This is a genomic window from Algoriphagus winogradskyi (assembly GCF_900182815.1).
Lineage (GTDB): Bacteria > Bacteroidota > Bacteroidia > Cytophagales > Cyclobacteriaceae > Algoriphagus > Algoriphagus winogradskyi.
On the sequence record NZ_FXUA01000002.1, the window covers coordinates 712,895 to 738,062 of the forward strand.

Genomic DNA, 25,168 nt, shown 5'->3' on the forward strand with positions numbered 1-25,168 from the left:
GCCTATGCCATGAATGAGAAAAGAGAATTAAAAAGCCTTCACGCAACCTTTCAATTCATTGTTTACCTGATGGTGTTTTTGGACATTCTGATGTTTGTCTATGCCCCACAGTTGTTGGCCATGGATGGGGTGGGAAGGTTTCTTTTTCCCCTTTTCGAAAAGCTTCACAACCTCAAGATTTACAGTAATGTGCTTCTTGGCAAATTGGCCATTGTGATAGCGATTTGCCTTTCAGCCATCGGTACAGTATCGAGAAAGAACCTGAATTTAAACCCGAAAAATCAGATCATTTTTCCCTTGGCCATCGGGTTGATGATATTCTTTGGTTCGATCTATCTCTACTCGCTGGAAGATTCATTTTTGGTGATGGATCTCACCACCATTCAAGACCTCGGGTACAGCCTTTGTTTATTTATAGGGGCTGTTTTGATCCATACCTCATTGGACAATGTGTCGAAATTGATCAAATCTGGGCTGGGAAAAGATGAATGGAATATCGAAGGGGAGTCCTTCATGCAAGACACCAAAAAAATCGAAAACCCCTATTCTGTCAACATTCCCATGAAGTTCTATTTCAGGGGAAAAGTCCGAAAAGGATGGATCAACTTGGTCAATCCATTCAGAGGGACTTTTGTGATTGGAACCCCAGGTTCAGGGAAGTCATTTGGCGTGATCAATCCCTTTATTCGGCAGATGATTGGCAAGGGATTCACCATGTGTCTTTACGATTTTAAGTTTCCTGACTTGGCTCAGATTGCCTACTTCCACTATCTGAAAGTTCAGGACAAAAAGAAAAACCCAAATTTCAAATTCCATGTGATCAATCTGGACGAGGTAGAATATTCCAGGAGGATCAATCCGATCAACAGAAGGTATTTGAAGACAGTAGCCAATGCTTCGGAAACCGCAGAAGCTATATTTCAATCCCTTCAAAAATCCGATTCATCGGGAGGAGCAGACAAGTTTTTCGAGCAATCCGCAATCAACTTTCTCTCCGCCTGTATCTTTTTTGTGTCTCGATACGAGGAGGGCAAATATTCCACCTTCGCCCATGTACTGGATTTTCTCAATAGGGACTATGAGGATATTTTTAACTGTCTGACGAAATATCCCGAACTCAGATCAATGGTTTCTCCCTTCCGCAGTGCCTTTGAAAAGAAGGTTTACAAACAGCTGGAAGGGCAGGTAGGCACCTTGAAAATTTTCCTTTCCAGACTGAATACTAAAGAAACCGCTTGGGTCTTCAGTGGGGATGATTTCGATCTGAAAATCTCGGATCCCAATTCCCCATCCATTCTGGTTCTTGCCAACAGCACCGAAACCCAGAGCATCACAGGTACCTGCTATTCGGTGATCATCAATAGGCTGACCCGATTGATCAATACCAAAGGGAATTTGCCAACCGCCTTGATAGCGGATGAAGCGCCGACTTTTTACATCCATAAAATCGAAAACCTGATTTCTACAGCCCGGAGCAATAAAGTAGCGGTCTTGCTCGGCTTGCAGGAATTGCCTCAATTAAATCAGCTTCAGGGAAAGGATACGGCATCGACCATGACCTCGGTGATCGGAAATGTCCTTTGCGGTTCAGTTCGCCATAAGGATACGCTGTCCTGGTTGGAGATGATGTTTGGAAAGCGAAAGCAGTTGGGGCAGAGTGTTTCCATTGATCGGGATAAAACCTCGATTTCGTATAGTGAGCGATATGACCCACTGATTCCTGCTGGAAAAATAGCGTCCATGCATACCGGGGAAATTGCGGGAATCATCGCCTCGGAAGGGACTGAGTTTGATGGGAAATACAAAACCTCCAATGTTCATTGTAGAGTCAATTTGGATATGAGAGAGATCAGGCAGGAAGAAAATTCCTATCGAAGCACTCCGAAATTCTATGATTTCCAAGGCAAGAAAGAAGAGATCCTGACCAAGCACTTTGAGAAAATCCATCATCAGGTTACCGAGATTATTGAAAAGCACCGGGAAATGGCAATCCTAGATTAATTCATTGGAATCATGCAAAGGAAACTATCGATCATTCTTCTTTTTGTCGCTTATCAGGCATTTCCTCAATTCAATTCTTTTGAATTTCGAAAGGAATTGACTTCTGTGAAGGTGATCAAGTCCACTGAATTCAAGCAGGAGACGAAGAGACCTGAAATCCCTCCTTTTTCCGAACCGGAACTAACCGTGGAAAAAGAGGGAGAGCTTGTGTTGGCTTCCCTTCCTTTGGAGGATTTTTCACTGACTTCGGAGTTTGGCTACCGCTCCGATCCATTTTCCGGGGAAATGAAATTTCATCGGGCTATCGATCTGAAAACCAAGCGTTCCAAAGTTCTTTCCATGCTTCATGGAACGGTTGTATCCGTGGGCAATGACCCGCTTTTGGGAATTTTTGTCAAAGTCCAACACGGCAACTATGAATCGATTTACGCACACCTTTCTCAATCCTTTGTAGCAAAGGGAGAGCGTGTCTTACCGGGTACGATCCTGGGGATTTCCGGAAGTACGGGAAGAGCTACGGGAGATCATCTACACTTGAGCATCAAAAAGGGAAATGAATATGTCAATCCAGTCTTATTCATTCAATTGATTTCAAGACTATCGACTAAAGAAGAGGCAATCACTTATTTATCAAAACCATAAAGCAAGCAACATGCAAAATCAAAATGGATTACCGATGAAGGATCTGGAGATTTTTGGAGTCATCAAAAACGGAAAATTTACCATTCCAGAAAAGGAAGTCAATGCACTGAAAAATGGCGGAATGACCGATATCGTGGAATTGACCGACTTGAAAGGGAAGGATATTTATATCGATAAATTACCGGCTAGACTTTCGATAGTCAGGGGAGAAGATGGGAATCCTGCCTTGCGGATTGATCCGGTTTACATGGAACCGAACCGACATCCCAGTTTGAATGACTCTGAGCGGAATCAGCTGGTCCGGAAAGAATTGGCCAACATCAAAAAAAGCTATGTGGACAAAGAAGGAAACATTCAGACCGACATTATCGAGTACGATCAGCGAACCAAACAATTTCTCTCCTACAATCCCCGAGACATCAAAGCTCCTCAATCGGTTAATGGGCAAGAACTCGATCCACACCAAAAGAAGACATACAAGGAAGGGGAAACGGTGCTGTTGGCAGATGGGACAGCATTTCAACTTTCGCCATCTGCTCCTAAGGGACTCAGATCAAATAAATCCGGGTTAGTCCTTTCAGTTTTGATTGATGGGGGCTTGTCCTACCTATTGATCACCGGTGTTCAGAAATTGCTCGGAAAGGAAAGCCAGGAGGATAAAGCATATAGCGAAGGATACCTTCAGGCCATCAAGGAGGTTCAAAAGCAGACAGAGCGAAGGATTGCTAGAAATCCGAATGACAGAGATGCAATTCGAGACTTGAACAACATCAAGGAGGAATATTCCAAGATTTCAGCAGATTCCTCACTCCCCAAAGCCGTTAGGGATGAATTCGATATCAATGCCATCAAACGGCTAAACAGTATCGATACGGAAGAAGGAAAAAACCCAAGAAAACGGTCCGAACTAGACAATGGCTTTGACAGAGACCTTTGATATTTTGAACTATAAAGGGGTGGATAAGGCTATCCAAGGTCTGTTTTCCAAGTTTGCTCATCAGGACAAAACGGGCCAGATTGTTTTTGAATTCTTTGGTGAGCAAGGAAGGAATGTAGATTGTGAAATCCTAAGCCTTTACCGGAATAAACAGGCTTCCAGAGGGATTTCTGTCCTTAATCTATCAGAAGATTCTCGGTCAATTTTTGTCTCCGACTCCTATGCTTCATTGATCTGCTTTGCCAATCAATTCAAAGCCAGAATCTCCTTTGATGAAGCTGGCGTCTTGATCATCGGGGCTGAGTTTGACTTGAGCCTGTTGAAACAAGTTTTCATGAAAGTCTCAAAAAAGGCCAAGATCAATACGGTTTTTAGCGCCTCGATTTTGGGAAGGGTGATGGATTGTAAAGTGCAGGACCTGGTTTATGATCGAAACTGCGGGTATTATTTGTCCGATGATTGTGTTCAGCTTAAAAACCAAAAAAGGAATAAAGTCTCGAAAGAATCGATTTTCACCTTTTCACTTCGAACCTACTGCATTTCGCAAGCGATCATTCAAACCGTCCGGACATTTAAGCCTAAGCAAAAGGGAGTTGAGTCCTTTTATCAGCTAAACCAACTGCATTGGAAAGGACTCAATTAATACGGTTTTGCTATATTTAAATGCTTGTCAATCAAAATTATGGAGAATAATAATCTTGAATTCCTCAAAAAGAACCTGAAATTCCTTGGCTTTGGCACTTCGTTAAATGCTGCCTTGGAAGCTAAAGTTTCTGAGAGACAGGAGTTTTTCAAAATAGGAGTTTCAACCGATTTTAATGCCAGGCAAAAGGATGGAAGCCTGGGAAAGGATAAGGTAAATTATGAGCTGAATTTCTCGAGATCTTCGAAGCCCTACCATTATTTTTTGGATAGCGTAAAAGTCACCCTAAACGACCAGATCCAGAACACATTTTCTTATGGAAAGGGAAATGACGTGACGGCAAAGGAAGCCTATAATTTGCTCAGAGGAGCTTCTATTTTGAAGAAGGCCATCCTGACAGACAAGTTTTCTTTGAGCTTTATTGACGATGCGGGAATAAGGGGGAAGGAAATGATGGTGTCCAGCACAGAAGAGGCTTCCAAGATCATCGCCGAAAATGTGAAGAATAAAGTCAATGTTCACGGTTCATACGACCTCTATGCAAAGGGCTACCTGCTGAGAACCTATGGTGGGGCTACCGGCAAGGACTTTTCCTCCATGCCTGAAGGCAAAGTATATCTGTCCTATTCGTATTTCGATAGATCAACGAATCAGCACCAAGCATCACATAATCTGTATGACAACTTAAACTTGGCCTTGGATGCAAAGGAAGCCATTCTAAAAAATCCTAATCCAGAGCAGGATATCAAAGGCTTCAAGATTCTTCACGAGTCCAAATCGCATACAATTTTTGAGTTTGATAAGGAAGGAAATGAAGTGTCGGTCGAAGCCCCAAAGAGAAATGAGAACATTTGGATCAAGCTGGATTTTGATCAAAAGACCGAGGATGGAAATTATGCCTTTAAAAAATTCTACCAGAACTATGGCTTCAACCTGGAATCTGAATTGAGCAGATTCCCGATCAAAGAATTGGTAAATCCTCAGGAAAAGGAACTGCTTATTTCCAGCTTAGGCCGGGGAAATACCCAAATGGCCACTTTGGAAACTAGGCAGCCGATATTGATTGAGGCGGATCCTCAGTATAAGAAAATCCAGTTTTATGACATGGATTTCAAGAAAATGAACGTTTTACCTTCACAGACTCAGGAAATGGGTAGGTAGGAATGGCTACCCAAAACCTATTGCCATACTCATTATTACTCTTTTGCCTTAGCAAATCCTTAATCTTTAAACTAAACCATTTTATGCCATGAGAAATTTGAAATACCTGTTAGTACTCGCATTAGCTGTTTTTTCTTTTAGCTGTTCTTCAGAGGATGAGACTCCAAAACTTGTTGAAAAATCTGTTACTATCGAAGTTGAAATGGATGGTAATTACTCTGACTATTTGGTGACCTTTTCGGTTCATAGCATGCTGAGCGGCACATCTACTTTTGTCGCACCTGTATTGGATCAGCCTACCGAACTCAACTGGACCCAAGTGATCGAACAAGGCAATACCTATACGCTTTCTTTTGAGCCAGAAGTCCCACCCATTTCGGTCACTTCTTCAGCCCCGATCCATAGCTTGGGCTTAGTTTTTAATGCCGTTCACTTGGGAGGTGAAACCGATGATTCATTCCGGCCACTTTCAACGACCATCAATGTTTTGGCTGATGGGGAAGTCTATCGACAGTTTGAGTATAAGGCTTTACCTCCAGGAGAGGTTTCTGTACCACTTGCTGAGGAGATTACTTTTCAATAGTTTGGTAAAGGATATATTGGTCTGTAAAAATTTAGGGTGCAACAACATTTCAATTACCTACGATTATCAATTTCATAACGTCATAGTTTGTAAGGATTGTGAACTTTGGAGTCGGATAAAAATTGATGAATGTTGCAGGAACCCTTACGAGATATTTGTTTTTCAGCATGTCTATGGAAAACCTACATTTATTCGTGAACAATGTTTGAATTGCGGCGGCTGTTCCGATATGAACAAACCATTGAATTTTAAAAAACACTCGGAAATGGTCGATGAAAGGTTTTCTTTTTCGAACGTTAGACTTGAGGAATACAAATCTGAACTGAAGCCAAGATTTCAGAGCGGTTAGCCCAATTCATTCTGGGAGTGTCGGCTGATTGGCGCCATAAAAAGACAACAAAAATCGTGTATCTTCGTCTCCTAGATATGCAAAAGTTTGCACTCATGGCGTTTTTAATTTCTCTTGGATTCTTTTTGAACCCAACAGATAACTATGCTTGCAGTAAGTCGAGCGAAAAAGCTGAGATTCCCAAGACCGAGACGTGTGACGGCGAATATGATTCTGAAACCAAGAAGTGCTGCGCTAGTGGTCATTCTGAAAAAGATTCAAAAGGATGTAACGGAAAATGTTCGGAACACGCTTGCCATTGTACTCCCAATAGTTCTATTCCTCCATTACTTACAAATCCTCAATTTTCAGTTGGTTTGAAATGGAGCGAATCTATCTTTTACTATCAGAGAACCAATTATACATCAGGTTTTTTATCAGTTTGGCTACCGCCAAAAATAGGCTGACTTTTTCCCATTACAGCCACAGAACTGTCTAATTGAAAGCAATTACCGGCTTTCTTAAGAGTTTCTTTCCCTCATATAAAATTTTCAAAAAATGAAATCAATAAAAATATTGATGGCAATCATGGCATTGCTATCGTCTACAGCTATAAATGCTCAAATCAAAAACACTAAAACCGAGAGTGTAAAAATTTATGGGAACTGCCAAATGTGCGAAGTAACCATTGAAAGAGTGGGTAATGTAAAAAATGAAGCCGAGGTTGATTGGAATAAAGAAACCAAAATGGCTACAATCACCTATGATGCAAATTTGACCAATCCAGATGAGATCTTGAAGCGCATTGCATTGGCAGGTTACGATAGCGACCAGTTTCTTGCTCCGGATAAAGCGTATGCAATGCTTTCTGAATGTTGCCAATACGAAAGAATAAATAAAAAAGAAGCCATCATGCCGAACTCGAGTATGAAAATGGAAAGCCATTCCAACCACGGCGCGGAAATGGGGATGAAAAATGGGGAAAAACCCGCAGAAAACATGGAGACGCAGAATGCCGGTGAGCTTCAACCTGTTTTTGACCGATACTTTGATTTAAAAGATGCCTTGGTGCAATCAGATGGGAAGTCAGCATCCACTGGAGCAAAAGCTCTCGTAACCGCAATCGGCAAAGTGAAAATGGGCGAACTGGAACCAAAAACCCATGAAGTGTGGATGGTGAAAATGAAAGCATTAAGCGAAAATGCAGAAAAAATCAGCGAGTCCACCGATGCTGATGATCAACGCGTTTATTTTTCAGGTCTTTCACAGCCTATGTATGAGTTGATGAAGCTTTCTACAGCCGGACCAACCGTTTATTACCAAAAATGTCCCATGTACAACAATGGGAAAGGAGCAAACTGGCTTAGTAAAGAAAGCTCTATCAAGAATCCATACTATGGGTCAATGATGATGACTTGCGGAAGTACAGTTGAAAAAATTAATTAATCCCAATGTTGTAGCTGATATGAACAGAAGTGAATTTCTAAAAAGACCTTGAAAAATTAAACTAAAATATAAATGAAAAAATTAATAATACTATTCCTAATCGCTTTCTCACCATTAATAGCGGTAGCTCAACACGAACATCATCAGCCACAAAAAGATACTACAGTAAAATCCAAAAGTCCGCGCACATCCGCTATGGCAATGATTGGAGACAACCATATACATATAGACTATGGTTCGCCAAGCGTAAGGGGGCGAGTTATATGGAATGGTCTGGTCGCTTATGGACAAGTTTGGGCGACTGGTGCGCACAAAGCTACGTGGATTGAATTTTCGGAGGATGTAACAATCAACAATCAACTAATTGCTAAAGGAAAGTATGGATTTTTCACAATCCCAAATGAGGAGGAGTGGATACTTATACTTAATAAAGATTGGGATATGCATTTGGCGGATGATTACAATTCGGAGAACGATTTGATGAGGATAAAAGTCCAACCAAAAAAGAATGATAATCTCACTGAATCCTTACAATATCAGGTAGTTAAAACAAATGAAAACCAAGGCAAAATAGAGATAAGTTGGGAGTTTGTGAGTGTTTCGTTTGATTTCAAAAACGCTGAGAAGTGAGAAAATATACGTGTCCGATGCACCTTCAGGTGCTTAAAGACGAACCCGGCAAATGCCCTATTTGTGGGATGGACTTGGTGCCTTTTGGAAATAATTCAGAACATTCCCATCATGAAAATGCAGCCCAAAACCATTCAAACCATTCCCAAAAAGACTATAACAAACACGAAGGGCATCAAACAAGTGATTTCATCAAACGGTTCTGGGTAAGTTTAATTCTTACCGTTCCCATCTTGCTGCTATCTCATATGATACAGCAATGGCTAGGATTCAGCATCGCCTTCCCAGGAGATAGGTACGTATTAATGGCATTGGGTACCGCCATTTATATTTATGGCGGGATGCCATTTTTAAAAGGAATGGTTGGCGAAATAAAATCCAAAGCCATCGGGATGATGACCTTGGTCGCTCTGGCTATTTCGGTGGCATACTTCTACAGTATGGCTGTGGCTCTTGGATTTCCCGGCATGGATTTCTTTTGGGAGCTTGCCACTTTGATTGTCATTATGCTCCTGGGACATTGGCTGGAGATGCGTTCCCAAATGGCCGCCTCAAAAGCATTACAGTCTTTGGTGGCCTTACTGCCTAACGAAGTAACTATTGAACGCAATGGTGAAGCAGTTAAAATAAAGTTGGAAAAGCTTATGAATGACGATACTGTCATCATTAAGCCAGGAGAGAAAATTGCCGCTGATGGATTGGTAATTGAAGGCTCTTCATCTGTGAACGAAAGTATGCTCACCGGCGAAAGTGTCCCTGTGAAAAAACAAGTGGAAGCGAAAGTAATTGCAGGCTCCATAAATGGTGATGGCGTTTTAAAGATCAAAGCTACGGGAGTCGGAAAAGACAGCTATCTCAATAAGGTAATCAGTTTGGTGCAGGATGCACAGGCAGCAAAATCCAACACCCAAAACCTTGCAGATAGGGTTGCCAAATGGCTGACCTTTATTGCAATCGCTGTTGGAGTCGGGACTTTTGTTTTTTGGTATAGCAACAGTGGCGATTTATCCTTTGCATTAGAAAGAATGGTAACGGTAATGGTCACTGCATGCCCACACGCTTTGGGGGTTGCTATCCCATTAGTAGTTGCTATCTCTACAACCCTTTCTGCCACAAATGGCCTCTTAATTAGGAATAGGACTGCTTTTGAAACCACCAGGAAATTATCCGTAATCATTTTTGACAAAACCGGAACCCTTACGCAAGGATCTCACAGGGTTGAGAAAACTATTCCGTTAACAGATAAATATACTGGGGATGAGATCATCCAATACGCAGCAGCTGTTCAGCAAAATTCGGAACACCATATTGCTAAAGGTGTTCTCCAAACTTTAAAAGACAAAAATCTCGAGTTGTGGAAATCAGAGAATTTCCAGTTGATGCAGGGAATTGGTGTATCTGGAAACGTTAAGGGTAAGTCTGTGGTAGCAGCCGGACCAAATTATTTCAAAGATAAGAGCTTAGCCTTTCCTGAAATCCCAAAGGATATCAATCAAGATGCCGAAACAGTGAACTTTTTGCTAATTGAAGATGAAGTCGTTGGCATTATTACCCTCGCGGATACCATTCGGGAAGGGTCGCAACAAGCGATCAATAAATTAAAGGCAATGAACATCAAATCGTTTTTGCTTACTGGCGATAACGAAAAGATAGCAGGGGCAGTAAGTAATGAGTTGGGAATGGACGGTTATTTTGCCAATGTGCTACCCCACACTAAACAAGAGAAGATAAAGGAATTCCAAACCAAAGGTGAAATTGTAGCAATGACGGGAGATGGGGTAAATGATGCCCCTGCATTGGCACAGGCAGATGTGGGAATAGCTGTGGGTTCTGGTACCGATGTGGCGGCTGAAACTGCCGATATCATTCTGGTAAATAGCGACCCTAGAGATGTAGCCAAAATGATTGATTTCGGAAAACGAACCTACCAGAAAATGATACAAAACCTTATTTGGGCAGTAGGTTATAATATTATAGCTATTCCCCTTGCCGCAGGTGTGCTCTATCCAAACTTTGTACTAAGCCCTGCTATGGGTGCAGTGTTAATGAGTGTCAGTACCATAGTAGTTGCTATAAATGCAAGCTTATTAAAACTAAATAATTCAAATTCCTAAAATGATAAAAAGTAATATTTATAAGAAGTTGTTGCTAATAGGTGTTGTGCTATTGGTAACCAACTCGCTTTTCGCACAAAAAGTAGTGCGATACGACTTGTATGTAAAGGATACCCTTGTCAATTTTTCAGGCAAAGAAAAATGGGCCATTGCCGTAAACGGGCAAATTCCGATGCCAACACTGACCTTTACCGAAGGTGATATAGCAGAAATATACGTGCACAACCAACTCGAAGAAAGCACCTCTTTACATTGGCACGGCTTGTTTTTACCCAACAAGGAAGATGGCGTTCCTTATCTGACACAAATGCCAATTGAACCAGGCACAACACACAAATACACCTTTCCAATAATCCAGCATGGCACACATTGGTATCATAGCCATAGCGGACTGCAAGAACAAATAGGAATGTATGGTTCTATGATTTTGAAGAAAAGAGATGACGACCCGGGATTAAGGGCAGGGATCGACGATATTCCGACCGTCCCAATTATTTTAAGTGAGTGGACAGACTACAAACCCGAAAATGTCCATAGGATGTTACACAATGCTTCTGATTGGTTTGCCATCAAAAAAGGAACCACTCAAAGTTATGCCGAAGCCATACGAGAAGGTCATTTTAAAACCAAACTCACCAACGAATGGAAACGAATGTTGGCAATGGATGTAAGTGATATTTATTATGATAAATTTCTAATAAACGGCAAAAATGAAAGCCAATTATCCCAATTCAAAGCAGGGGATAGAGTACGGTTGCAAATCTCAAACGGTGGAGCGTCCTCCTACTTTTGGCTCACTTATGCAGGCGGAAAAATGGTTGTTATAGCCAATGACGGCAACGATGTGGATCCTGTGGAAGTAGACAGGTTGATTATTGGTGTGTCGGAAACCTATGATGTCATTGTAACTATCCCCGCTGAAAATACTTCCTATGAGTTTCTTGCCACAGCGGAGGACAGAACCAAATCAGCTTCCATTTACATCGGCTCAGGCATCAAACAATTGGTTAGTCCATTGCCCAAACTGAAATATTTTGAAGGCATGAAAATGATGAACGATATGATGAAGATGAATGGCGATATGAACGATATGGGAATGAATATGAGCCTTCAGCAAATGGATATGAACACGGTTATGTATCCCGAAATTTCAGGCGAAAATAAGCCAATGAAAATGGATGAAATGCCAGAAATGGATATGGAGAATATGGACCATTCTAAGCACGGTTCAGGTAATTCGGATATTGTAACCCTCAATTATGCGATGTTAAAGTCCCCAACTAAAACCACATTGCCTGCCGATGCTCCCGTTAGAGAATTGAAATTTGAACTGACAGGCAACATGAACCGATATGTGTGGAGTATGGACAATAAAGTGCTTGCAGAATCCGATAAAATTTTGATAAAGAAAGGAGAGATTGTAAGAATCACAATGTTCAACAACTCCATGATGCGTCATCCCATGCACTTGCATGGACATGATTTTAGGGTGATCAACGGACAAGATGAGTACGCTCCGCTCAAAAACGTAATGGATATTATGCCAATGGAAACCAACGTCATTGAGTTTGAAGCCAATGTTGAGGGGGATTGGTTTTTCCACTGCCATATTCTTTATCATATGATGGCAGGAATGAACCGGGTTTTTAGCTATGAAGATCAAGAACCAAATCCATTGCTTCCCGACAAAAAATGGGCTTACAAAAAATTGCAAAAAGAGAGCAACCAATTACACCTTATGGCTCAAAATGACTTTGCTACCAATGGCAATGACGGAATGGCGATGGTACAAAATGCCCGTTGGAGTTTTGGTACGGAATGGAGATTGGGTTACAATGATGAGCACGGTTATGAAAGTGAAACGCACGTAGGCAGGTATCTTGGAAGAATGCAATGGCTATTGCCTTTTGTCGGTTTTGATTGGCGTTACCGAAAGTTAGGCCACGACGAAGTAGAACAAAACATTTTTGGACAGAAAAGTACCAAAGACAACCGTGCCCAATTCAGTGTAGGAGTTGCCTATACCTTACCCTTGTTATTTATTCTACAAACCGAAGTTTATCAAGACGGCAATGTAAGAGTTCAATTAAGACGAGAGGATATACCTATATCAAAAAGATTCAGAGCAAACATTATGGTTAATACTGACAAAGAATACATGGTCGGATTGAACTATATAGTAGGTAAAAACATCGGGTTCAGAACTCATTACGATAGTGATATGGGATTTGGAGGGGGATTGATGTTGAATTATTGAGAACGGAGTTTCAATTAATAAGATTAAACTATATTGATATAGATAGCTTGACTTAACTGCCTCAATTATAGGATCGGTTTTGAGGAAGTTATCTTTTGATCTATAATAAAGAAAGTAGTAGTTGTAGTACGATTTTAACTATAAGACTCCATTCCGTATTTCTGTAATAATTTGGTTTGAGTAGTCAAAATTCTGAGAGAAATACTCGAGTACACCCTTAGGCACTTGGTGAAAAGTTTAAAACTTGAGATTTGCAGAAGGTTAAAAGACACTAGACCTCTTGATAACTACACTAAAGCCTCCTGCATGAACTGTAGGAGGCTTTATGTTTGTTGGGTCGCTCTCGGTTCTGTAAAAACTAATTCATTTTGGAATGCTTGGTACGGTAAATGCATTCTATAATTTCAACACTTGGCACCTTGATGTCTTATTATCGGGCGACAGCGATACTGAAGGCCGGGCAACAGCGGACCTGAAGAAAATTTAAATTAACTAGTTATGAATTACGAAAAATTTAAAAATTGTATCGATGCCTGTTATGAATGTGCAAGTGAATGCGATCACTGTGCAACAGCCTGTCTTCAAGAGGAAGATGTAAAAGCAATGGCAAAATGTATCCAGTTGGATAGATATTGTGCTGATATCTGCCGTATGGCTGCCGCTTTTATGGCCCGAGCCGATGGCTTTATGGGTGAAAATTATTCCCGCCAATTATGTGGTTTTTGCGCCACGATTTGTGAAGAATGTGGAGCAGAATGTGACAGTCATAAAACAGAGCATTGTAAAAATTGTGCAGAAGCTTGTAAAAGATGCGCTGAAGAATGCAGAAAGATGGCCGCTTGAGAGACTTGCTTCAGTCCAAAAGGATATACTTTGTCAAGTACATCCTTTTGGAAATAGTTTTTACAGAATACGTCCATGATGAGGTGCGGGCCAACTGTTTTGAACATCTGTAAGTGACCCGAAGTGATCAGGTGATCCGGGAAAGTATGGATCCCGAAAGACCAAATCCGGATTGATCGGGTCTTGATTTTTAAATTTTTCCAGATAAGATGTGATGGTCTCCTCCTGTTTCTTAATGATGGCTGTTTGCTCAAAGAGCATGAAGTGGGGGAAGTCTATCGACAATTTGACTATGAAGCTTTACCTCTAGGAGAGGTTTCTGTACCTCTTGCTGAGGAAATTACCCTTAATTGATTTTGGCTAATCCCTCTTTTCATCTTGCCTTACCCTCGAAGTATTTACATGCCCTATTCCGGTTTTATCCAATTGTATGCACAAAGGTCGAACGGCCTGTCGGTTTCAAAAAATTGGGGCTTTCAGCAGAATTCCCTAAAAACAGGGTCTCCTACAGACTGCCTCGCAGTTTTTAAATTCTAATTTTTCCTCACTTTCCCGGCCACCCTAAATGACCTGCATAAATTTTAACTAAAACCAAAATAGTATGGCATTCTCAAAAAAGTACATCGGTAAAGGAAAGCAAGTCGAAAACATGGATATCGTAGAAGTGAGCCTGAATATGGCCGAGCTTCAAAACCACACCTTCGAGTACGAAGGAGAGACCTTCGTCAAGTTCAATGTCGCCAAGCTGAAAGAACCTGATCAGTACAGTAAAACCCACACCGTTTACGTCTCTGTCAAAGAACCAGATCCGAAAGAATCTTGAGAAAAGCCCGAAAGGGCTTTTTTTGTGCTAGTCGAAGCGCTCTAGCTTAAAAACACTTATCAGCTGTCATCATCCACACTTTTTGCATGGATGATTTTGATTTTTAACTCCTCTGAAAAATCTTCTTCATACAAAATGGACTGAATAATTTCAAAGAGTAAATCTCTATCGATTCGATTGTCTGCTACATCGACTACAATGTTTTCCATGGTCAGGATAAATTTCTCAGCAAGAACTTCTAGACCATTTAAGTACAGAAAATAAACACTTAGGGCCAGTGAAGCCCTTTTATTTCCATCGTTAAAGCAATGATTTTTGTTGATTGAATAGAATAAATGCGTGAGTTTATCTTCTATCTCCGGGTAATAGAAGTCATTTTTCATATGCTCAATGGTACTTTCTATGAGTCCTCTATCTCGTACACCAAAAAAACCTCCGGACTCTCTGACAATGTTGTCATGTACCTCTATGGCATACTCTACTGTGAAATATTGAAAATCAATACTCATCTGTCTTTCAGCCTTTTGAAAACATCAATCAGTTGCGGATTTTCCAGAACTCTCTCGATAAGGTCTTTGCTTCTGTCTCCTAAAAATCTGGTGTAATCATCGTGACTTAGTGCACCAATATATTTTTGGAGGCGCTGATGGATTATGTTCCGTAAACCATAATCCCTTGAGGCCATTTTTGCTCTAGCGTCATCGATTAAAGGAATCCATTGTCGTTTGTTAGAAAAGCGGTCTATCAAAATATTCAATTCGGAAGGCCTTAGCTTTCTTTCGAGTTTGTTTGCTTCATCCCTTATTTCATCAGCAAGCCCAATTTCAAAAGAAGCAATTAGCTTTAAGACATCGGCATACATGGTGTCCCTGGGATTGTCTTTTTCTTCCAATCGTAGGATTGCTTTATATTCCTTTGCATTCTCCTTGAATATGGCATTGTATATCGCATCCGTGTAAATGCTGTACTTCATTGGTCCCATATCCAAATGCTGGCTCAGTGCACTTGTAAACTCCTTTCGGTAAATCGGTTCTCGAGCGATGGCAATCAAAAAATCTTCTTCTCTTTGATTGATATACTTTGTTGAACCTCCAATGCGCTTATTGATGGTGTCTATGACAACGTCGAGCATGAGGCTTCGGACTTGCTTCGCTTTTTCACTTTCGGTGAGAAGCATTCCAAGATTTAATACAGCCCTGAAATTGAAAACCGCAAGTGCTTTAATCCTAGAAATAGATTGATTATCAGCGGTTTGATCCGACAGAGTATCATCAGTGATACTCTGTGAACTGTCATCATGAGGAGCGATTAGATGTCCGAATAAAGACTTGAACTCTTTTAGTTTTTGCCCTTTAAGTACTTGATACCCATTATGGGACAATTCATCCTGGTGGTTTGCTATATAACGGCTGATCGTTGCTCGACTGACTTCGTAAAAGTCCATCACCATTTTGGTGGTAAACTTATATTCCTCATTGTAATGCAGACCGGACAATCCAAGTTTGGTTTGGATTGAGTCAATGGCCTGAGAATTATTCAGAATATTTTGTCTGTCGATTGCCGACTGGGTCAGGTCTCTAGTCATTTTTTAAAGTCCTTTTTGTGCGGTTGAATCATTCAACCTCTTATAAATCTTCTTCATCATTATCTCTTTGACTAAATCACCAAACAGCTTGTCTTCTAGGATTTTCTCAAAGATCTCTTGGTTTTGATCCATACGTCCAATCATTTTATCAATGAATTTATCCTCAAAGGCAAACTTAAAGGTATCCAATTGATTGACCTTGGCTTGGGTTTGGAGTGTTTCATCATCCAACAATTCCGCCTCAATCTGATCAAAGAAGAGCTTGTCCGCTTCTTCAAATTCAGTCCCAAAACGGTCATTTAGGACAGTAACAATTTCAGAGAGGAGGGCTTCTTCGTCTTTTGGACGCTTAAGGCCTGCCTCAGTCGTTCCGCTGAGTTCGCCATCTTTGCTTTTCTCAAGCTCGATTGATCCATCCTTGATTTTCTGCAAGCGATAGTATTCTAAAGCTATTTCATCATCCAAGTGTAGGGCATCGGACAATTCTTTCTTAGGTAATCGGGTCTGAAGCAATTTGGCATAGGCGTAAAACTTCTCAAATTCAGGGTCTATGAAAGGCATGATTTGAGACAGAAACGCATAAAGGTTTGTCCACGTCCGAAGGCCTTTTTTGAATTCGTCTTGTTTCTCTTCTTCAGGGATTTCTTTGAAACGATCTACAGCAGGATCGGTAAAGCTATACAGGTACTTCTGCTGTTTGGCATTATTTAGCTTGGTTGCGGGATCAAAATAGACATTGGCAAAGGCCTCAATATCCTGATCCCAATACACCTGAAACTTATCTAAATTACCCTTGAGATCATATAGGTGATTGATTTCGGTTTCTTCTTTGACAGAAGTTACCTCATAGTAAGGCTGGAAGGAATCCAGGATTGTTTGCCGATCATTGGCAAAGTCCAGTACAAAGGTATCTTCTTTGCCAGGGCAGGTTCTATTTAATCGGGAAAGGGTCTGAACCGCTTTGACTCCAGAGAGCTTCTTGTCCACATACATGGTATGGAGTAGGGGTTGGTCAAAACCCGTTTGATATTTATCAGCGACGATCAGGATTTTGTAATCGTCTTTATCAAAGACTTCCGGCAGTTCCCTCTCTTTATATCCTGTCAATTCTGGCTCGGAAACCCCATCAGGAAAATTGTCATCTATAACTTTGCCAGAGAAAGCAACCAGTACCTTGATCTCTTTATCGTACTTCTTTGCTTTGATGTATTTCTTGAACTCTTCGAAATATCGCTTGGAGTGCAATCGAGAGCCACATACCACCATCGCCTTGCCTTTGCCTCCAATCTTTTGGGATACAATATCCCGAAAATGCTCAATGATGATTTCCGTTTTTTGAGCCAGATTATGCGGGTGAAGAGAAACATACTTGCCAATAGCTTTGGCAGCTTTCTTCTTATTGAATTTGGGATCGTCTAGTATCGCCTTGGTCAGCTTGAAGTATAGCTCATAGGTCGTATAGTTCTGCAGCACATCATGGATAAAGCCTTCCTCAATGGCCTGTCGCATGGCATACAGGTGAAACGGCTTCGGTTTCCCATGTTGGTCTTTTTCCCCGAAAACTTGGAGTGTCTTGTATTTGGGCGTAGCGGTAAAAGCAAAAAAGGAAATATTCGCTTGGCTCCCACGAGCTTTGGCCGATTTCTCGATTTGTTCCCGAACAAAATCATCCCCTGAGTAATCGTCATCTAACTCAGCATCGGCGGCATCTTCCAGTGATTTAGCTGCCAAGACCTCTTTCAGCTTTTTACTGGCTTCACCTCCCTGGGAGCTGTGTGCCTCATCAATGATAACAGCGTACTTGCGCTCAGGTAATTCCCCTACTTTTTCGACTACAAAAGGGAATTTCTGCAAAGTCGTGATGATGATATTGGTGCCGTATCCTAGCGCATTGGCTAATTGGGTACTGTCCTTATCAATCTTTTGAACGACCCCTGATTTATGCTCAAACTGATAAATCGTATTCTGCAATTGCTGATCCAGGACTTTACGATCTGTCACAACAATCACGGAATCAAACATACGCTGGTTTTGGCTGTCATGTAGGCTGGACAGTCGATAAGCAAGCCAAGCAATGGAATTACTTTTTCCTGACCCAGCTGAGTGCTGGATAAGGTAGTTTTTCCCAGCACCACTAGCCAAAACATCGGTACTAACTTTACGCACGGCATCGAGCTGATGATAACGAGGGAAAATCAGTTTTTCCTTTTTATAAATCTTACCTTCCGATTCAAACTCTTCCGTCTGAAGGTGAATAAATCGCTGGATGATTTCCATCCAGCTATCCTTTTGAAGGATATTTTCCCAAAGGTAAGCAGTACGATACCCTCCCGCGTTTTTGGGATTGCCCTTACCGTTATTGTATCCCTTATTGAAAGGAAGCCAGTACGTTTTGCTACCGTCTAACTTGGTTGCCATAAAGACTTCATCCTGATCCACCGCAAAATGAACCAAAGAACGTTTCTTAAAGGCAAAAAGAATTTCTCGATTGTCTCGGGTAGTGGCATATTGCTTTAGCGCATTGCCGACGTTCTGCCCTGTGAATTGGTTTTTGAGCTCTAGTGTCGCCACAGGGATTCCATTGAGCGACAGTAGTACATCAACAGAGTTCTTGTTTTTGCTACTGTAGTAGATCTGCCGATATACCTTCAGGCTATTCTTTTGATACAGGTCAACCGCATCGGGATTTAAACCTGAGGTAGGCTGAAAGAATGCCATTTGAAACCGAACGCCATAATCCACAAATCCATTACGGAGAACGTCCAAACTTCCACGAAGATCCAATTCTTTATAAAGACGTTGAATAACCCGATTATCAGCATCGGGGCCATGAATAGCAGTTATTTTTTCCCAACGCTTTGGCTGAGATTGCTGGAGGAACTGGATTACCTCATATTTAAAAAGTCCAAGTTCTCTGCTATAATCTTCAGAATTTCCAAAGGAATACCCTCCTTGCTCGACAAGAGACTGGACAAGAGCTGATTCAAAAGTATGTTCATTTGTAAGGTTCATTCCGAATCTTCCATTTCTTGGGGTTCAATTGTTTTTTCCTGGTTTTCTATAAATTGCCTATAGGCCACATCCTTAAAAATCAGCCTCAAATCATATTTTTGCTTTTCCGACAATCCTTCCCTTAAATATCCATACTCATCAAAACTAGATCGAACGGCTTCAAAATTATCCAAGAACAATTCTTCTGATATATTCAATAGTCTCCTAGGCAAATCAGACTCTATTATCTGAAAAGTATCAGGGTCAAAATAACGGACCAAAGGCTTATTTACTTCTTTATATTCTCGACCTTGAAAGCAAGGTATTCCTTTACTAGACTCCCAATAGATGCCAAAAAATTCTGTCCGATTTGACTTGTAAATTTTTGCAATTTGTAAGCTTCCATCAACTTCTCGTATACTCTTATCAAGAGAAATTTCACTAAGAATCCTTAAAGGCTCCATATCCAGCTTTGAACCAATTTTTTCTTCAATCGTCAATAATCTATTAAAACGACTTTTTGCCTCTTTTTCTATGTCACCAAATGAAGCAGCATTACCCATAAAAGTGTAGAATATTGTTTGTGTGCTTGGATTAGTCAATTCGTCAAAAATAAATCCTTCGACTTCTGATGAATAATAAAGCTTCCAAACTCGAAATGAACCATTTGATCCTTTTTGCCAATCCCATCCCCCGAATAGAAATTTAGCAGATCCTCTTTCCTCATGAATCCTATCTTTTCCAACCTCAGTAATCGTTTTTACAAGTTTTGTGAAGAGCTCAGATAAAAATTCTAAGACCTCTTCAAGGGTAGTGGCCGGTGATTCAAGATATTTGTCTAGGTGGATGGATGATACTAAGTTTAAAACAAGGGGATAAGCCCGCATGGTATCGCCAGCAAAGCAAAGGAGGCAATCTTTCCTTGACAACTCGAAAAGTTTAATTCCATGCTTCCACTTCTCTCCTCCAGTCAAGCAGCTATCAGTTGCAAAAACTAATTCCTCAGTATCGTTTATTTGTCGGATATAGGCAGTACAAAGTGTCATTAATCAATTACTTTAGTTTTTCCCGTGACCACTTCACTTATTAAAGCAGTCCGGTATTCTGTTAAGAGATCGATTAGTTTTTTGGTTTTCAAAATTTTTCCATTTATGGCGCGGATTTCAAATTCTAGATGTTTTGCGATTTCAAATTGCTCCGAAATGGGGGGCAATAAAATTGGTAGCTTTTTTAGTAACTCTTGACTTAATGAAGCCCTAGTGACTAAATTCATTTCTTTCACAAAATACCTACGATGTATTTGGGCTCTAAAATAATACTTACTGAAATTTGTCGTTAATCTATTAGATATAGGTCTAAACCGTATTAAGAAACCAGCGAATACTGCATTAGGGATAGTTTTAGTACAGGTTGAAGCAATTCCAATCTCTTCAATAGTTTCAGATGTTCTAGTAAAAAAAACATCCCCTTCTTTGACTGATAAATTATCTCTTTCTACCTCAGTTGACTCAACCAATCCGCTAAAATTAGATGGCAAAAATTCATTTTTATAAACATCAGAGTAACTAATGAAAGGATATCCTCGACCAAAGAAATCGGCAGATTTACTTAGTCCATTTAGAGTTGAGCCCAAATACCTGAGTCTTTTTACCTCCCAATGCTTCGGGATTTTTCCTAACCATTCAATCCCTGAATCCTTCATGGGAGCATTTGGATCAAGGCCTTTGGTAACGGCTTGGTTAACTACAGAGGTCTTTTCTTCTTCGTAGAGTTCGATGAGGCGCTTTTTGTCGTTAATGAGTTCGTCAATTTCTGCAGTTTTTCGGTCAAGGTAAGAGGAGATAGAGGATTGCTCTTGCAATTTCGGAACTACTATGCTTGTACTCTTTAGTATCCCTTGAGTAATGCTAAAGACCTTAATTCCTGTAACGGAACTTCTAATTTGATTCCGAAATTCAATTGAGTCAAAAAAATAGGAAAGGTACTTATAGTCAAATTCTTGACGATTTAACAACCTGGCTATAACAGTATGATATCCAGCAAATGTAGGCGAATCGCTATCCAAACAAGTGAAGTTACCTGACCCTTCTAAATCTTCAGAAGTATCAGCAAATAAAAAATCGCCCCTTGAAAGTAATGAATTGGGATTACTTTCCAAAAAACCTTCATCTGCAAATTTTAATTGGTGCTTATCAGGGTCTATAATTCTTCCAAATTTGGAATGAATTTCTCCATAGCTAACACAAGGTATACCATTATCTTTCAAGTCCTGTTTGGTAATTGGAAGCCCCCTTGAAAACAAGAAGTTGTGATTGAAACGCGATACTTTCCAGGTACTGGGAATCTCTCCAATCCAATCAATGCCAGAATCTTTGTATGAATCGTATGTTTTCATCGTTTCCAAATCTGTATTGCTGATTGATATAAGTCGTTCGCTCTTTCGGTCATTTCAATTTCATTCCAATCGAGTTTAGTGGTATAATCTGTAGTTTGTCTAAGTGTAGAAAAAATACGAAGCGACTCTTTCTTTTTTTCCCAACTTGAGTCACGCATGGAACTATTAAGTTTGCCTTTAACCAAAGTAAGATTGCCAAGAGTCAACAATTTATAGTCCCTGAAATTTTCAGCAGTTCCGACTGGAAGATTGTTCCAGTTGTTCCGCCATTTCTTTGGCATCATGTGTTCGACACTAAAGCCATCCAAATTAAGTCTTGAATTATCAGTAAAATCATTGTTCAGTTGATAAAGAGCTATGCAATAGAGGATCTCCCGACTATATTTATTTACTAAAGTCGTGTTTTGAAATGCGTCTTTAAACTCATCGTCTGTCGGGAACTTGCTTGTCGGTTCTGAATATTTTAGTAGCTCAGTTTTTATACCATTTGATGTAATGGTTTCCATTTTCTTTACCGTCCCCAGAAGAGAAAGAAAAAGATTATTGTAATTTTTCGTTGTGAGTCTACAAACCGTTCGTCTTGTAAGATAAGACTCAAGCACATTTAATATTCTAACTCTCTCGCTCTGGTCATTTACATGTTTAAAAATGTAAAGAATTAGTGGGAAAATTGTGGTAATTTCAAATTCCCTTATAACATGAAAAAATCGCTTTTCATGTTCGACAAAGCTGATTTCAGAAAGATTTTCTCCATCAGGCATTTGCTGATAGACCTTTGCAAAATCCCGAAGCTCTTTTGCAAAAGATACTAATTCTGTACTTGTCTTATCCTTCAAGTGTTTTTTGAACTCCTTAAATAAGGCCTCCATTTTTACTGAGCTTTCCTCAAGAATGACCAAATAGCTGTAAAGGAAAAGTTCAACAGTAGTTCTTCGAATTCTTCCTGAGGTCCTATCTCTGTTCCAAAAGTCTATTGCGTCCTCGTCAGCTTCAAATACAGAATACCAACATTCATCATAAAGGTTAATCACAGCCTGGTTCGAATAAAGAAGATTCTTAAGTAATTCTGCAGTTGTAAGTTTTACCCCTAGGGAATTAATTGTATCAAAAATTTGCTGAACATCATCATCTTTGGATAGTGCCATGTGAATTACAGGCAGTTTTTCCAGAATAATGGTTATAAAAGAACGGATTTTATCTTTTTCGACTTCTTGTTCAATTTTTTTCCTGAAAAACAGGTATCCACCTTTTATCCGATTCTCTATTTCTAACTTCTTTTCAAATTCACTTGCTTTTAGTTCTTTAAAATCATCCCAAAGAGTTTGGTTGTTTTCACTGCTTAAAACAATATTTTGAAAATATTCCCTGTCCACTCTGCTGTGAAGAATACGGATATTTTCTTGTCCATATGAATCAGTAAATACCAAAAGGTTTTTTATCCAATTTTTTAAGTTTTGATCTTCCGTTACATCATAGAAGGCTCTTAACAGAAGGCACACTGTCGTTAGTCTTTGTTGGCCATCTATCAAATCATATTCAAGCAATCCAACTCTAGTAGTTTCTTTTTGCTTGATTATTATGGTTCCAATGAAATGTTCGCTGGACTGATTTCCAGATTCTAATTCAAGAAATTCTTCATTTACATTATCCCAAAGTTCACTCCAGTTGTCAGGCCTCCAAACGTAAGATCTCTGAAAAAAAGGGATCACAAATTGGTTTGTACCCATCAAAAATGACTGCAACTTTTCTTTATTAGCACTTAGCATAGTTTACCTGATCAATTCAAAATTATTTTTTCAGTTTTTAGTGTTTTTTCTTCCAATGCCAAAATATCGGCTTTGATATCTTTCAATGACCGAAGCGGCTTGAATTCGTAGAAGTACTTTGTGAAGTTGATCTCATAGCCAATCTTAGTCTTGCTATGATCCACCCAGGCTTCTGGCAGGTGCGGTTTTACTTCTGCATCGAAATATTCTTCGATGGTTTGGGGTACCAGCTTGCCATTTGCATCCTTTTTAAGGAAAGGTATATTCTCATAGTCACGCAGTGATGTATCAGGCTTTGGTTTGCCTTTAGTCTTAACGATTTTGCCGTTTTTGTCTTTTTCAGGTTGCTCCACAGTGATGCGCCAATAGCCAAAAAACTCATTCGGCAGGATTTTGACGAACTCATTCTCTTCAAAGTTTCCATAGAGATTGGTGATAAACCCGATGCCCCGTTCAGAACCGTTTTCGATGATTTTCTTACGTTTGTTACCCAAGCTTCTGTCCATCTTTTGCCAGAAACGGTTGAATTCCAATTTGCCTTCTTTGACTAGCTCTTCATCCTTGGCACCCGTGGCATTAATGAGCTGTACTTTTCCTTTACGCTTATCTGACTTTTGGTTGGTCACAATCCAGATATAGGTACTTATACCTGTGTTGTAGAAAAGCTGATCGGGTAGGGCAATGACAGCTTCCAGCCAATCATTTTCGATGATCCATTTACGGATATTGCTTTCCCCACTTTCAGCCGCTCCAGAGAACAGCGGTGAGCCGTTGAAGACAATGGCGATCCGTGACCCGCCTTCCTTCATCTTCGAAATCATGTGCTGCAAAAACAACAAGGACCCGTCATTGATACGGGGCAATCCTGCTCCGAAGCGGCCTTCCATGCCTTTCTTATCTGATTCGGCTTTGATGGTTTTTTCGGCCTTTTTCCAATCAACTCCAAAAGGCGGATTTGAAATTTGATAATCAAACTGCTCTTCAGTTAGCTGATCGTTGGATAGGGTATTTCCGAACTTGATATTACTCGGATTTTGTCCTTTGATCAACATATCTGCTTTACAGATTGCATAGGATTCTGGGTTGATTTCCTGTCCAAATACCTTGAGCTCAGCCTTAGGATTAAGCTCTTTCACATATTGTTCCCCTCCTGAAAGCATCCCTCCAGTCCCAGCTGTTGGATCGTATAGGGTTTTCACAATGCCTTCGATGGTCAGTATCTCAATATCCTCGATGAACAAAAGATTCACCATCAAGCGGATAATTTCTCTCGGAGTAAAATGTTCCCCGGCAGTCTCATTAGACTGTTCTGCAAATTTCCGGATCAGTTCCTCAAAGGTGTAGCCCATCTCAATGGACTCCATATCCGAAAGATCAATCTCCTGAAAGGACTTTACCACCCGAAAAAGGATGTCGGCCTTTGGATCGTCCAAACGGTCGATATGGTCATCAAAGTTGAAATATTCAATGATCTCCCGTGCGCTAGTCGAAAAGCCATTGATGTAATTCCGAAGGTTGGCCGCGACATTGTTAGGATCGGCTACAATCTTATCGAAATCAAACGAGCTTCGATTGTGAAAGCTATGTCCTGCGATCTTATTGAGAGCAAGGTCTTTTGCGCCTTCTTTCAGGGTTTCTACCTTGGGAAGGTAGTTCAAAACCTTATCTTTTGTCGGCTTGAGGATACAGTCCAATCGTCTTAGGACTGTCATAGGTAGGATCACCTTACCATAGTCTGACTGTTTGTAGTCGCCTCTTAGCAAGTCGGCGACTTTCCAGATCAGGTCGGCTTTTTCCTTAAAATTTTTCATGCGTATGCTTCAATCTTGAAAATGTGAGCTTCTTCCTTTCTACCAAGTAGCGGAAAAATTCCAAATGATTAATGGTTAAGAAGGCTTGATTTAGGTCTTTTTAATCCAAGATTACCCTAAATCGTCAGCCAAATGGATTTATTCTTGGCAACTTTCTGGCTCACTAAAAAGTCCATTGGCCTAACCTTGCTCCAATATAGGTAATTGAGGTC

At 40.4% G+C, this 25,168-nt stretch carries 20 protein-coding genes; 13 read left to right on the plus strand and 7 right to left on the minus strand.

Translation table 11 applies throughout. From position 1 onward, the window contains the following. The first annotated feature begins 9 nt into the window (after positions 1–9). The 13 genes from QOL76_RS07645 (at position 10) to QOL76_RS07705 (ending at position 14,408) form a co-directional block, all read left to right on the plus strand. Positions 10–2,001, plus strand: coding sequence for a type IV secretory system conjugative DNA transfer family protein (locus QOL76_RS07645; RefSeq protein ID WP_283412398.1), 1,992 nt, complete (start codon positions 10–12; stop codon positions 1,999–2,001). Between the two features lie 12 nt (positions 2,002–2,013). Further along, complete coding sequence (locus QOL76_RS07650; RefSeq protein WP_283412399.1) at positions 2,014–2,643, plus strand: M23 family metallopeptidase; 630 nt, start codon at positions 2,014–2,016, stop codon at positions 2,641–2,643. Positions 2,644–2,653: 10 nt separating this feature from the next. After that, positions 2,654–3,580: a DUF4099 domain-containing protein gene (locus tag QOL76_RS07655; RefSeq protein ID WP_283412400.1), complete on the plus strand. Its 927-nt coding sequence runs from the start codon at positions 2,654–2,656 to the stop codon at positions 3,578–3,580. Beyond that, positions 3,558–4,223: a hypothetical protein gene (locus QOL76_RS07660; RefSeq protein WP_283412401.1), complete on the plus strand. Its 666-nt coding sequence runs from the start codon at positions 3,558–3,560 to the stop codon at positions 4,221–4,223. Before QOL76_RS07655 ends, QOL76_RS07660 begins: the two co-directional genes overlap by 23 nt. Positions 4,224–4,262: 39 nt before the next feature. Next, positions 4,263–5,384 (plus strand): hypothetical protein, encoded by a 1,122-nt coding sequence (locus QOL76_RS07665; RefSeq protein ID WP_283412402.1) that lies wholly within the window; start codon positions 4,263–4,265, stop codon positions 5,382–5,384. Between the two features lie 88 nt (positions 5,385–5,472). Continuing rightward, positions 5,473–5,967 carry a hypothetical protein gene (locus QOL76_RS07670; RefSeq protein WP_283412403.1) on the plus strand — a complete coding sequence of 165 codons (495 nt, stop codon included), beginning with the start codon at positions 5,473–5,475 and terminating at the stop codon, positions 5,965–5,967. Positions 5,968–6,460: 493 nt separating this feature from the next. Continuing rightward, complete coding sequence (locus tag QOL76_RS07675; RefSeq protein ID WP_283412404.1) at positions 6,461–6,676, plus strand: hypothetical protein; 216 nt, start codon at positions 6,461–6,463, stop codon at positions 6,674–6,676. A 177-nt stretch (positions 6,677–6,853) separates the two neighbouring features. Next, on the plus strand, positions 6,854–7,741 hold the full coding sequence (locus QOL76_RS07680; protein WP_283412405.1) for a DUF3347 domain-containing protein: 888 nt from the start codon (positions 6,854–6,856) through the stop codon (positions 7,739–7,741). Positions 7,742–7,813: 72 nt separating this feature from the next. Then, entirely contained in the window at positions 7,814–8,371 is a 558-nt protein-coding gene (locus QOL76_RS07685) for a DUF2911 domain-containing protein (RefSeq protein ID WP_283412406.1), read from the plus strand. Next, positions 8,368–10,485: a copper-translocating P-type ATPase gene (locus QOL76_RS07690; protein WP_283412407.1), complete on the plus strand. Its 2,118-nt coding sequence runs from the start codon at positions 8,368–8,370 to the stop codon at positions 10,483–10,485. The genes QOL76_RS07685 and QOL76_RS07690 overlap by 4 nt, the downstream gene beginning before the upstream one ends. A 1-nt stretch (position 10,486) precedes the next feature. Next, entirely contained in the window at positions 10,487–12,742 is a 2,256-nt protein-coding gene (locus QOL76_RS07695) for a multicopper oxidase domain-containing protein (protein ID WP_283412408.1), read from the plus strand. A gap of 498 nt (positions 12,743–13,240) precedes the next feature. Beyond that, positions 13,241–13,585: a four-helix bundle copper-binding protein gene (locus QOL76_RS07700; RefSeq protein ID WP_283412409.1), complete on the plus strand. Its 345-nt coding sequence runs from the start codon at positions 13,241–13,243 to the stop codon at positions 13,583–13,585. Positions 13,586–14,186: 601 nt separating this feature from the next. After that, positions 14,187–14,408: a hypothetical protein gene (locus QOL76_RS07705; RefSeq protein ID WP_283412410.1), complete on the plus strand. Its 222-nt coding sequence runs from the start codon at positions 14,187–14,189 to the stop codon at positions 14,406–14,408. Positions 14,409–14,467: 59 nt separating this feature from the next. On the opposite strand, the gene QOL76_RS07710 is transcribed toward QOL76_RS07705, so the two are convergent. Genes QOL76_RS07710 through QOL76_RS07740 form a run of 7 tightly spaced genes read right to left on the minus strand, consistent with a single transcriptional unit; the run spans position 14,468 to position 24,956 of the window. Further along, on the minus strand, positions 14,468–14,917 hold the full coding sequence (locus QOL76_RS07710) for a type II toxin-antitoxin system death-on-curing family toxin (RefSeq protein WP_283412411.1): 450 nt from the start codon (positions 14,915–14,917) through the stop codon (positions 14,468–14,470). Further along, positions 14,914–15,993: a DNA-binding protein gene (locus QOL76_RS07715; RefSeq protein ID WP_283412412.1), complete on the minus strand. Its 1,080-nt coding sequence runs from the start codon at positions 15,991–15,993 to the stop codon at positions 14,914–14,916. Before QOL76_RS07715 ends, QOL76_RS07710 begins: the two co-directional genes overlap by 4 nt. Before the next feature lie 3 nt (positions 15,994–15,996). Next, complete coding sequence (locus QOL76_RS07720; RefSeq protein ID WP_283412413.1) at positions 15,997–19,005, minus strand: type I restriction endonuclease subunit R; 3,009 nt, start codon at positions 19,003–19,005, stop codon at positions 15,997–15,999. Continuing rightward, entirely contained in the window at positions 19,002–20,030 is a 1,029-nt protein-coding gene (locus tag QOL76_RS07725) for a hypothetical protein (RefSeq protein WP_283412414.1), read from the minus strand. Before QOL76_RS07725 ends, QOL76_RS07720 begins: the two co-directional genes overlap by 4 nt. After that, positions 20,030–21,379: a restriction endonuclease subunit S gene (locus QOL76_RS07730; RefSeq protein ID WP_283412415.1), complete on the minus strand. Its 1,350-nt coding sequence runs from the start codon at positions 21,377–21,379 to the stop codon at positions 20,030–20,032. Before QOL76_RS07730 ends, QOL76_RS07725 begins: the two co-directional genes overlap by 1 nt. Beyond that, complete coding sequence (locus tag QOL76_RS07735; protein WP_346771400.1) at positions 21,376–23,145, minus strand: DUF262 domain-containing protein; 1,770 nt, start codon at positions 23,143–23,145, stop codon at positions 21,376–21,378. Before QOL76_RS07735 ends, QOL76_RS07730 begins: the two co-directional genes overlap by 4 nt. A gap of 11 nt (positions 23,146–23,156) precedes the next feature. Then, positions 23,157–24,956 (minus strand): type I restriction-modification system subunit M, encoded by a 1,800-nt coding sequence (locus QOL76_RS07740; protein WP_283412416.1) that lies wholly within the window; start codon positions 24,954–24,956, stop codon positions 23,157–23,159. Positions 24,957–25,168 lie beyond the last annotated feature (212 nt).